At 72.5% G+C, this 12837-nt stretch carries 2 protein-coding genes; both read left to right on the forward strand.

What is annotated here, in order from left to right:
- Window positions 1–3213 precede the first annotated feature (3213 nt).
- Entirely contained in the window at window positions 3214–11967 is an 8754-nt protein-coding gene (locus AC6LJ5_RS16005; RefSeq protein ID WP_498140978.1) for a putative filamentous hemagglutinin family protein, read from the forward strand.
- A gap of 92 nt (window positions 11968–12059) precedes the next feature.
- A complete protein-coding gene (locus tag AC6LJ5_RS16010) occupies window positions 12060–12833 on the forward strand; it encodes an SDR family oxidoreductase (protein WP_103273017.1) in 774 nt (257 codons plus the stop codon).
- Window positions 12834–12837 lie beyond the last annotated feature (4 nt).

Consider the following 12837-nt stretch of genomic DNA (forward strand, 5'->3'; position numbering starts at 1 on the left):
GCGCCGGCGTGCCGGACGGACTGACGCCGGGCGGCCTGTGGGCGGCCGAGGGCGCGCAGGCCAAATGGGAAGGCGCCAAGGCGCCGCAGAAGAGCACGGCCGATGGCCGCCAGGTCGTGACCATCGAGCAGACGCAGTCGCGCGCCATCCTGAACTGGGACAGCTTCAACGTCGGCCGCAACACCACGCTGCAATTCAAGCAGAACGCGTCCGACGCGGCGCTGAACCGCGTGGTCGGCGCGTCCGCGAAACCCAGCGAGATCCACGGCGCGATCAAGGCCGACGGCACCGTGCTGGTGGTCAACCAGAACGGCGTGATCTTCACCGGCACCAGCCAGGTCAACGCGCGCAACCTGGTGGCCGCCGCCGCCACCATCACCGACCAGCAGTTCCGCGACAAGGGCATCTATACCGATGCCAACGGCACGCAGCCCACCTTCAAGGACGCGCTGGGGCAGATACAGGTGCAGGCAGGCGCGCGCATCGACACCGCCGCGTCCACCACCGCGACCAAGGGCGGCGGCTACGTGCTGCTGCTGGGCCGCGAGGTCCACAACGCCGGCGCCATCGCCACGCCTGGCGGCCAGACCGCGCTGGCGGCCGGCGACGACTTCTACATCCGCAAGGGCTACGGCACCGACGGCAACCTCAAGTCCACCACGGCCGGCAATGAAGTCAGCGCCACGCTCAAGCCCGCCAGCACGGCGGGCCTGGTGCGCAACAGCGGCCTGATCAGCGCCACCACCGGCGACATCACGCTGACCGGCCATCAGATCCGGCAGGACGGCGTGCTGGTCGCCAGCACCGACATCGGCGCGCGCGGCGCCATCCACCTGCTGAACCGCGCCAGCGACGCCAGCGGCAGCGTGACGCTGGGCGCGGGCAGCGTCACCGCCGTGCTGCTGGAGCCATCCGCCGTGACCGGCCTGGAGGGCCAGCGCACCGCCGCGCTCAAGACGCTGGACGGCCTCGCCAACAACAACACGGCCGGCGTCTTCGACAACCTGAGCACGGTGGCCGACCGCCCGGACCTGCCGCGCATCGAAGTGGTGAGCGGCAACCTGGCCTCGTTCCTGGACGGCTCGACCACGCTGGCCACCGGCGGCCAGATCGCCGTGTCGGCGCGCAGGCAGACCCTGCTCGACGCCGGCGCGCGGCTGGACGTGGCGGGCGCCATCGGCGTGCGCCTGGCCATGGAATCGAACAATCTGAAGATCGACGTCCAGGGCAATGAACAGCGCGACGCGCCGGTCAACCGGGACAGCAAGCTGCTGAACAACAGCGAGATCTGGATCGACCGGCGCACGCTGGTCAAGGTGCCGGGCGGCGCCAACGGCTATGCCGGCGAGCGCTGGTACACCGGCGGCGGCCTGCTGGAAGTGGGCGGCTACCTGGCCACCAGCGGGCGCACGGCAAGCGAATGGCTGGCCCAGGGCGGCACCGCCACCTTCACCGGCGGCGCGCTGGTCACCCACGCCGGCTCGGACATCAACCTGTCCGGCGGCACGCTGGACGTGCAGGACGGGTACATCCGCCAGAGCTGGCTGCGCGGCGCCGACGGCCGCCTCTACGACGTGTCGCGCGCGCCCGGCGACCTGCTCTACACCGGCCTGTACAAGGGCTTCGAGCAGGTGCACCAGCGCTGGGGCGACAAGGCCACGCGGGTCTTCTACAACCCCTTGATCGGCCCCCGGACGCGGTTCGAGAACGGCTACACCGTCGGCCGCGACGCCGGCGCCCTGATCGTCTCGACCGGGCAGGCCCGGCTGGAAGGCGGCGTCACCGGCGAGGTCTACCAGGGCCCGCGCCAGACCGACGCGCCGCAATGGGACATGGACGGCTATCTGCAGTCGCAGACGACCGTGGCGCGCCGCGGCCGCCTGATCGTCGGCAGCTATCTGCCGCGCTACGACGCCGACAGCGGCCAGGTGAACTGGGCCCTGGCCGCGCTGGCCGGCAAGGTATCCATCGGCGGCGGTCCGGCCGCCGACGGCGAGATACGCCTGGACGCCGCCTGGCTGAACGCGGTCAATCCGGGTCAGCTGACCGTGGCCGCCAAGGAAAGGATCGCCGTCGAACAGGCGCTGGGGTTCGCCCCCGGCACCGGCGTGCTGCTGTACGCGCCGCAGGTCGACATCCAGGCCGGCATCGCCGCACAGGGCGGCCGCATCCAGGCCGGCAACGTGCTCAGGCAGGTCAACGACCGTGGCGCGATCGAGGACGTCCTCGTCCGGCCCGCGACCGGCAAGCCCGCCGGCGTCACGCTGGCGGCGGGCGCCACGCTCGATGTCAGCGGCCTGTGGACCAATGCCGCGCTCGATCCCGCCGCCTCGCCCGGCCTGGCGCGCCGCAACGGCGGACAGGTGGCGCTGCGCAGCACCGGCAGCATCGCGCTCGGCCAGGGCAGCCTGGTGGACGTGAGCGGCGGGGCCGCCATCCAGAGCGGCGGCAAGGCCCTGGCCGGCCGGGGCGGCGATCTGCTGCTGGAGGCCGGATCGGCGGGGTCGCCCGGCGTACTGGCGCTGGACGGCGCGCTGGCCGCGCGCGGCGTGGACGGCGGCGGCAAGCTGACCCTGCAGGCCAACCAGATCCGCGTGGTGCGCGCCGAGCAGCGCGGCCAGGCCTCGCCCGCCGGCGTGTCGGTGCTGGCGGACAGCGACTTCGCGCAGGGCTTCTCGCAATACGAACTGATCGGCACGCGCGGCCTGGAAGTCGTCGAAGGCGCGCAGCTGCGCGTCTCGATGCCGCTGCTGCGCCTGGCGCCGGACGCCGCCGCCGCGACGGACAAGACGCGGGCCCTGCAGGCCTGGACGCCGCCGCTCTACCAGGAAGACGCGGTCAAGAGCGTGCTGACGCAGCGCAAGGGCGCCAGCCTGACCCTGCAGAGCGGCACGCTGCAGACCGCGCAGAACGAGCTGTCCCGCGTCGGCCTGACGCTGGCGGAAGGTTCGCTGGTGGCGGTCGACCCGGGCCAGCGCATCAACCTGGCCGGCATCGGCCAGATCACGCTGAACGGCACGCTGCAGGCCTGGTCGGGCCGCATCGCGGTGACCGCGCTGCGCGACACGACCATGGACGAGATGATGGCGACCGGCTCCGGCCGCTCGCTCTGGGTCGGCGAACACGCCGTGCTGGACGTGGGCCACGGCGGTCAACCTCAAGGGCCAGTCCTACGGCCTGCTGCAGGATGGCGGCAGCATCACGCTGGGCGGCGTGGTCAACGTCGCCAAGGGCAACGTGGCCGCGCCGGACCTGTTCATCGTGCTGCGGCCGGGCAGCCGGCTGGACGCATCCGGCGCCTCCGCCAGCCTGCTGGCCAACGGCGCGCCGGTGGCCGCCGCCAGCGCCGGCGGGCTGATCGCCATCAGCTCGGCCAACGGCCTGTACCTGGACGGACAGATGATCGCGCGTTCGGGCGGCGCCGGCGCGGCCGGCGGCCGCCTGGCGCTGGGGCTGGACACGCCGGAATACAAGAGCAGCGCGATCCAGGACCGGGTCAAGGCGCCGCGCGACTTCGTGCTGTCGGACAAGGCGACGGCGGGCTTGCCTGCCGCGCTGGACAATCCCGCCACGGCCGCCGACAAGCTGGCCTATGGCCACGCCACGCTGGGCGCCGACCAGCTGGAGCAAGGCGGCTTCGGCGCGCTGGACCTGCTGTCCAATGGCCTGCTCAGCTTCGCCGGCGACGTCACGCTGAACCTGGGCCAGAGCCTGCGCCTGTTCAGCCGGACCCTCGCCATGACGCCCGATGCCGCGCCGACGGCGCGCGTTCGGCTGGCCGCGCCCTACATCATGCTGGCCGGCGCCACCGACGGCAATAGCCGCGAGGGCTACCAGCGGCCGCTGCCGGCGCCAATCACCAGCAATCGCGTCAGTGCATCCGTGCTGCGCGCCGAAGCCGGCCTGATCGACCTGCGCGACAACGTCACGCTCGGCCCCCTGGCCATCACGCATCCGGCCTCGGGACCGACGCGCTACACCGGCCTGGGCTTCCCCATGGCCGAACTGGTCAGCCGTGGCGACATCCGCATCCTGGGCGGCCTGGGCGCGCTGAACCGGGACTCGAGCGCCGTCCTCACCACGCAGTTCGCCACGCCCGGCGACCTGACGCTGACTGCCGCCCAGATCTATCCCGAGACCGGCGCCGTCGTGCGCGTGGCGGCGGGCGTGGGCGGCAAGCGCGACGGCCAACCGGGTTTCGAGGCCGGCAGCCGCCTCGTGATCCGGCGCGCCGCCGATCAGTTGCCGGACATGCCCTACAGCGCCTTCGGCACGTTGCGGCTCGCGGCCGACATCATCGAACAGGGCGGCGTGCTGCGCGCGCCGCTCGGCCTGCTGGAGATCGGCGAGGCGAGCACCAACGGCCTCACCTCGCGCGTGACGCTGCTGCCCGGCAGCGTCACCTCCGTCAGCGGACGCGGCCTGACGATGCCCTACGGCGGCACCGTCGACGGCGTCGGCTATCAATGGCTGGGGCAGGACGTGCGCCTGACCGGCCAGGGCGGCGGGGAATACCATGGCAGCCTGTCCGTGGGCCTGCAGCTCGCCGGCCAGACCGTGCAGGTCGGCGACAACGCGCTGGTGGACCTGTCCGGCGGCGGGCAGCTGCTGGGCGCGGGTTTCATCTCGGGCCGCGGCGGCTCCACCGACGCGCGCTTCAATCCGCTGGCGCAGACCAATCCGCAAGGCGGCTTCACCCTGCCCGGCCTGTCCACCAATCCCGTCTACGCGCTGGTGCCGGGCGCCCAGCCCATGGCCGCGCCGACCGCGCCGGACGCGGGCCAGAGCCAGCCGCAGATCGGCCAGCAGGTCACCATCGGCGCCGGCGTTCCCGGATTGCCGGCCGGCACCTACACGCTGATGCCGTCCACCTACGCCCTGATGCCCGGCGCCTTCCGCGTCGAGATCAACGGCGCGACGCCCGGCCTGGATGCCGCCGGCGCGCTGCGGCTGCGCAATGGCTCCTGGTCCATCGCCGGCCGCCTGGGCAATGCCTCGGCCGGCATCGCCGACGCCGTGCCGCGCCAGTTGCTGATCAGCTCGGGCCAGGTGCTGCGCCAGTACTCGCAGTACAACGAAATGGACTACGCCGCCTTCGTGGCGGCCGACGCGGCGCGCCGTGGACAGCCGCGCGCGCTGGCGCCGGCCGATGCCCGCACGCTGCGCCTGCTACTGGCCAAGGACGCGCCGGGCGAGTCCTTCAGCTTCGCCGGCCGGGCCGATTTCTCGGCCGCTCGCGGCGGCAACAGCGGCACGCTCGCGGTCGCTTCCATGAACAGCTGGCAGGACGCGTTGGAAATCACCGCGCCCGGCGCCGGCCGCAGCGCCGGATTCAACGGCCTCTCGCTGGACTCGGCCCAGCTCAACCGCCTGGGCGCGCCGCGCCTGATGGTGGGCGCCACGCCGGCCGTGGACTACCGGAACATCGGCAACATTGTCTATTTCGGCTACGGCACCACCCACTTCCAGAGCATCGCGCTGCGCGCGGGCGCCCAGCTGACGGGCGCCGAGGTCTTCCTGGTCGCCGGCGTGCCCTCGGGCAGCATCGTCATCGAACGCGGCGCATCCATCAACACCGTGGGACGCGGCGCGCCGGGCTTCGACTCGTCGACCGGCTTCACCTACAGGCCCGGCCCCGCCAGCGTGGTGGCGGTGTCCAACGGCTGGATCAACCTGCTGCCGCCCGATGCCGACCAGCCGCCCGTCGGCGCGGGCGCCATCCGCATCGGCGCCTGCGGTCCCGCCACCTGCGCGGGCGAGGCGCAGCTCTATTCGGAAGGCACGATCGCCTTCGCCACCAACAAGGCCTTCGAACTGGACAACGCCGCCCGCTACGGCGCGCGCTACCTGACGCTGGCGGTCGGCAGCGTCAATGCCGGCAGCGAGCAGGCGCTGGCCGACGCGGCCGCGCGCGGCGGCCTGTCCAGCGGGCTGACGCTGAACCAGACGCTGCTCGACCGCCTGATGGCGGGCGACCGGCAGCACGGCGCGCCGGCGCTGGAAATGCTGACGCTGGCCGTCAGCGATTCCTTCAACTTCTTCAACAATGTCGTGCTGGACACGCTGGATCCGGCCACCGGCAAGTCGCGCCTGCGGACGCTGGCGCTGACCGCGCCGGCCATCTACGGCTACGGCCAGGCCGGCGATGCGGCCACAATCCGCGCCGGCAACCTGATCTGGAACGGCGCGGTCAGCGCGCCGGCCGGCGTGGTCAACAACGGCGCCGGCACCGGCCAGGGGTCGCTGAACATCGAGGCCGAACGCATCGAGTTCGGCTACGGCCCGTACACCCAGCCCGTCGGCGGCCTGGACCAGGCGCGCCTGACGCTGGGTTTCGCCAACGTCAACCTGCGCGCCAGCGACCGCATCACCGCCAACCATCGCGGCAGCCTGAACGTGTACCAGACGCGCGGCGCCTACGACAGCGCCGGCGGCTGGCAATACAGCGGCGGCACGCTGAACCTGTTCACGCCGCTGCTCACGGGCGAGGCCGGCTCGGTCAACCGGATCAAGGCCGGCGACGCGATCAACCTGGCCATGCCCGCCGGCGCGCAGGCCGGCGCGATACGCGGCCTGGGCGCGGAACTTGGACTGGACGCGGGCCAGCTCAACATCGACGGCCGCATCGCCCTGCCTTCGGGCAAGGTGGCGCTGCGCGCCGACCGGGCGCTGGTCCTGACCGGCCAGGCGCAGCTGGACCTGGCGGGCCGGCCCGTGCCGTTCGAGGAGCTGACCAAATACAGCTGGGGCGGCGAGGCCATCCTGGAAAGCCGCCACGGCGACATCACCCAGGCCGCCGGCAGTGTCATCGACCTGTCTGCCCGCTACAACCGCGCCGGCCGCCTGACGGCCATCGCGCTGGATCCCGGCGCGGGCCGCGTCGACCTGCAAGGCCGCATCCTGGGCAGCGCCTCGGGCGACTACGAGACCGGCGGCTCGCGCGTGCCGTATGCCCAGGGCGCCGTCGACATCCGCGCCCAGCAGCTGGATTTCACCGCGCTGAACCAGCGCCTGAACGCGGGCTCGGTCTATGGCGCGCGCAGCTTCCAGATCAAGCGCGGCGACCTGACCATCGGCGACGAAGTCCGCGCCCGCGAAGTCAATATTTCGGTCGACGCCGGCAGCCTCACGGTGGCCGGCCGCATCGACGCCAGCGGCGTCAGCGTGGGCAGCATCCGCCTGTCGGCGCGCGACGGCCTGCGCCTGGCGTCCAACGCCGTGCTGGACGCGCACGGCACCACGCTGCGCGTCGACAGCTACGGCCAGATCATCGACGCGCCCAACCGCGCCATCGTCGAACTCAAGGCCGGCCAGGGCACGCTGCGCCTGGACGGCGGCGCGCGCATCGACCTGCGCGCCGGCAGCGACGACCCGCGCCAGGACGGCAAGCCGCGCGGCACGCTGGAACTGAACGCGCCGCGCCTGAACGGCGCGCGCGGCGGCGACATCGACATCGAGGCGCGCGGCCCGCTGGACATCCGCGGCGCGCGCAGCATCGCCGTCAACGGCGTCTGGGTCGACCGCAGCGCCAACCCAGGCACCGAAACCACTGCCGCCGGCAAGCCCTATCAAATCATCGACCAGGACTACCTGGACCGCCTGCACGACGACAGCCGCGCCTTCATCACCCAGGCGCTGGCCAACGCCAACCTGGTCGACGGCAAGCTGGCCGGCCTGCGCCCCTATGCCGGCGCGCTGCACCTGCGCCCCGGCATCGAGATCCGCAGCGCCACGCCCGACGGCGACCTGGTGGTGCAGGGCGACCTGGACCTGTCCCGCTACCGCTACGCCAGCCTCAACCCGCACACCCCGCTGACCGGCGTCTACGGCTCGGGCGAAGTCGGCAACCTGGTGATCCGCGCCGGCGGCGACCTGCAGATCCACGGCAGCATCAACGACGGCTTCGCGCCGCCCCCGGACGTGAAGCAGGACGCCAAGGGCTGGCGCCTGCTGCCGGGCGTGGACTACACCGGCGGCGACATGGTCACGCCACACGCCGGCGTGGAGCTGGCCGCCGGCACGCAGATCCCCGGCGGCGTGGTGCTGAACTACGGCGTGACGCTGTCGAGCTTCACGCTGGAGCCCGGCTCCGTGCTGCCCGTGACGGCGGCGCTGGCCCAGCCGCTGACGCTGCCGGCCGGCGCCATCCTGTCGGCCGCCGTGCTCAACGCGGACGGCAGCGTGGCGCTGGCCGCCGGCACCGTGCTGGCGCAGCCTCGCACGCTGGCCGCGGGCGCGAAACTGGCCGCCGGCTGGCGCATCACGGCCATGACCTTCCTGGCCACGACCGAATGGCCCGCAGGCATCGCGCTGCCCAACCTGCCGAACGTCCCCTATGGCTCCAACCTGCTGACGCTGGCGCGCAACGTCATCCTGCCGCGCGGCGCGCTGATTCCGTCCGGCGCCAACGTCAAGCTCAATCCCGGCGTGCAATACGTGGACCTGCGTCCTGTCGTCAACGACGCGCAGGGCAAGGTCTGGGCCGTGGCGCCCATGCTGCCGGAAGGCTCGCAGTCCTGGTCGATGCGCCTGGTCGGCGGCGCCGACCTGGACGGCGCCGACACGCGCGCCACGCAATATGGCGTCAAGCGCGGCAACCTGGTGCTGGCCGACAACCACTACGGCATGTACGGCTTCGACGCGCCCGGCAACTTCCTGTGGACCCAGCAGGGCGCCGACGACATCGGCATGCCCTGGCTGGCCGGCACGGTGATCGACGAGCAGTTCATCATCGACAACTTCGGCTACCCGTCAGCCGCGTTGATGTGCAAGGACGTGCCCGACTACTGCAAGGCCAAGGAGCCCAAGGATTATCTGGCGGCTCCCGCGACCGCGCGCTTCAGCGTGCTGCGCACCGGCACCGGCGACCTGGATCTGCTGGCCGGCGGCGACCTGCGCATGCATTCGCTGTACGGCGTCTATACCGCCGGCGCCTCGTCTACCGCCACCCAGGCCGGCGACCCGTACAACCAGCCGCGCCTGAGGGGCCTGGCCGGCAAGGTGACGAACGATCCCAGCCAGGGCTTCGAGCCCTACGTCAACGGCGGCGCGCAAAGCGTCTACCGCGCCTGGTATCCGGACGGCGGCGGCAACCTGACCGTGCGCACCGGCGCCAACCTGATCGGCGACGTGATGCTCGCATCCCCGGCGTCCTATGGCCGGCCGGTGACATCCTCCATCGGCTACAACAGCGACACGCCAGGCAACTGGCTCTGGCGCCAGGGATCCGGCTCGGCGGCCATCGGCCAGGCGCAGCCCACCGCCTGGTGGATCAACTTCGGCACTTACGTGGCCGGCGACATCAACCAGCCCACCGACGAATTGCGCGGCTTCACCGGCTTCGGCACGCTGGGCGGCGGCAACCTGAGCATGGACGTGGGCGGCGATGCCGGCCGGCAGCAACCCCGCCTGGTCAGCGACGGCCTGCGCCAGATCAATCCGCGCAGCCAGGCCCTGGTGCTGGCGGTGGGCAGCACCGGCCGCATGCAGGCCGACGGCCGCCTGGCGCTGACCGGCGGCGGCGACATCGAGCTGCGCGTGGGCGGCGCCCTGAACCCGGCCTTGCCCACGCCTTACGAGTCCAGCGGCTCGGTCACCAACCTGCGCGGCCAGACCTCGCTGCAGGCCGCGTCCTTCGGCAGGCTCGATCCGCTGTACGGCGTGAAGGCGGCGCGCGACACACGCGCCCTGGACCTGTTCCGCGCGGCCGACGTCGTGACCACGGGCGGCATCGCCCTGTACGCCGGCGACAGCGCCTTCCGGCTGCGCAGCCTGGGCGACCTGGCCATCGAGAAGGCCGACGATCCGGGCCGCGCGCCCATGCCGCTGTCCATGCCGTATGTCCAGGCCAATGGCACGCCGGGCGTGTACGGCGCCAACACCTGGTTCTCGCTGTGGACCGCGAACACCGCCATCGACCTGTTCTCGGCCGGCGGCAACCTGACGCCCATCATGCCGGTGACGCCGCTGAACGACAGCGTCGTGACCTACCCGTCGCAGTTGTCGGCCGTGGCCGCCAACGGCAGCATCTACTACAAGACCCCCGTGCTGCTGGCGCCCGGTCCCGCCGGCCGCCTGGACCTGCTGGCGGGCGATTCGATCTACGGCGGCAACGCGCCGCTCATGCGCAGCGGCGCATCGCTGGACACGCTGGCCTCGCCCTACCGCCCCGCCTTCGTCGGCATGGTGAAGAACGGCAATTTCAACTCCGCCATCTGGGGCCCCAATACGCTGTCGCAGGACGGCTCCTACGGCGAGCGCGTGCTGTTCGCCTTCGGCTCGCCGGCGGCGGCGGCGGCCGGCCCCTGGGCGGCGTCGCGCTTCTACGCGATGGACGGCGACCTGGTCGGCGTCAGCAGCGGCCGCCTGCTGCGCTTCGGCCCGCCGGAAAACCTGACCGGCAGGCAGTGGCACCTGGGCGCGGGCGCCGTGCGCATGCTGGCCGGACGCGACATCGTCGGCAGCGGCAGCCCCCTGGGACCGCTGGAGTCGAGCCCCTTCCCGTTCAGCTACAGCTACACCAACAACCTGTTCATCCACGACCAGGCGAGCGACGTCTCGCTGGTGCGCGCCGGCCGCGACATCATCGCCGGCAGCTTCACCGTGGCCGGGCCCGGCACGCTGGAAATCAGCGCCGGCCGCAACATCCAGATGCTGGACCAGGCCGCCGTGCTGAGCTTGGGGCCGGTGGTGCCGGGCGACACCCGCCCGGGCGCCGGCATCGCCATGCAGGCCGGCCTGGGCGCGCAGGGCGCCGACTACGCCGGCTTCCTGCGCCGCTACCTGGACCCGTCCCGCGTCGCCGATCCGTCGCGGCCGCTGACCGACCAGGGCCTGCCGTTCAAGACCTACGAACACGAACTGCTGCTGTGGCTGACGCAGGTCTACGGCTTCGCCGGCAACACCAGCGACGCGCGCGCCTACTTCGACGCGCTGCCGCCCGAGCAGCAGCGCGTGTTCGCGCGCCAGGTCTACTTCGCCGAGCTGCGCGCCGGCGGCCGCGAGTACAACGCCAAGTCCAGCCCGCGCCTGGGCAGCTTCCTGCGCGGCCGCCAGGCCATCGCCGCACTGTTCCCGGCGCGCGATGCCGGCGCCGACTATGCCGGCGGCATCACCATGTATGGCGGCGCGGGAGTGCAGACGCGCGCCGGCGGCGACATCCAGGTGCTGACGCCCGGCGGCGCGCAGGTCTACGGCGTGGAAGGCGCGGTCCCGCCGGCCACGGCAGGCGTACTGACCCAGGGCAGCGGCGACATCCAGTTCTATGCGCGCGACAGCATACTGCTGGGCCAGAGCCGCGTCATGACGACCTTCGGCGGCAGCATCCTGGCCTGGTCGGCGCAGGGCGACATCAACGCCGGTCGCGGCTCCAAGACCACCGTGGTCTACACCCCGCCGACCCGCCGCTACGACAGCATCGGCAACGTGGCGCTGTCGCCGTCGGCGCCCGCCACCGGCGCCGGCATCGCCACGCTGGCGCCCATCGCGGAAGTGCCGGCCGGCGACGTGGACCTGTACGCGCCGCTGGGCACCATCGACGCGGGCGAGGCCGGCATCCGCGTGTCGGGCAACATCAACATCCATGCCCAGCAGGTGCTCAACGCCGCCAACATCAAGGCGCAGGGCGAGAGCGTCGGCGTGCCGGTGGCCGCCTCGGTCAACACCGGTGCGCTGTCGTCGGCCAGCGCCGCCGCCAGCTCGGCCGTCGGCGCCGCCCAGGACTCGGCGCAGCGCGCGCAGAACCAGGCGCGCCAGAACCAGCCCTCGATCATCAGCGTGCAGATCCTGGGCTTTGGCGACGAGCCGACGGCGGGCGCGGCATCCAGCCCGGGGGCCTCGGCCCCCTCGCCCGAGCGCCAGGCGACGTACCGGCGCGACGGCGCCGTGCAGGTGGTGGGCGACGGTCCGCTGGACGCCACGCAGCTGGCCAGGCTGAGCGCCGACGAGCGCAAGGCCTTGGGCCTGTAGCAAAAGGCCGGGGCGCGGCAATAAACGGATAGCCGCGCCCCGACGCCTCGCCTACCTTGACGGCCTGACCCCGCAACCACAGGAGATCGGGCATGCAAGCATCAGGACAACTGGCCGGCAAGGTCGCCATCGTCACCGGCGCCAGTTCCGGCATCGGGCTGGAAACGGCAAAACTCTATGCGCGCGAGGGCGCCAGCGTGGTGCTGGTGGCGCGCCGCGCGGCCGAGCTGGACAGGCTGGCCGCCGCCATCGAGGCCGCAGGCGGCCGGGCGCTGGCCGTGGCCGGCGACGTGCGCGACGAGGCACTGGCGCGCGACGCCGTCACGGCGGCCGTGGAACGCTTCGGCGGACTGGACATCGCCTTCAACAACGCGGGAGCCATGGGCCCGTCGCGGCCGCTGCACGAGATCGAACCGCAGGAATGGCAGGACGTGCTGCAGGCCAACCTGACCAGCGCCTACCTCGGCGCGCGCCACCAGATTCCCGCCATGCTGGCGCGCGGCGGCGGCTCGCTGATCTTCACGTCCACCTTCGTCGGCTACACGGCGGGGTTTCCCGGCATGGGCGCCTATGCGGCCAGCAAGGCCGGCCTGATCGGCCTGACCCAGGTCATCGCCTCGGAATATGGCGCGCGCGGCATCCGCGCGAACGCGCTGCTGCCCGGCGGCACCGACACGCCGATGGGGCGCGACGCCATGGCCTCGCCCGAGGCCCGCGCCTACGTCGAGAACCTGCACGCGCTCAAGCGCCTGGCCACGCCCGCCGAGATCGCGCGCTCGGCGCTGTACCTGGCGTCGGACGCGTCCAGCTTCACCACCGGCACGGCGCTGCTGGTCGATGGCGGGGTCTCGGTGCACCGGGGCTGAAGCG

Source organism: Achromobacter sp. 1011791174, from assembly GCF_059760925.1.

Coding starts and splice junctions, on each gene's coding strand:
- AC6LJ5_RS16010 (WP_103273017.1), top strand. CDS start 12,060: ATGCAAGCATCAGGACAACTGGCCGGCAAGGTCGCCATCGTCACCGGC.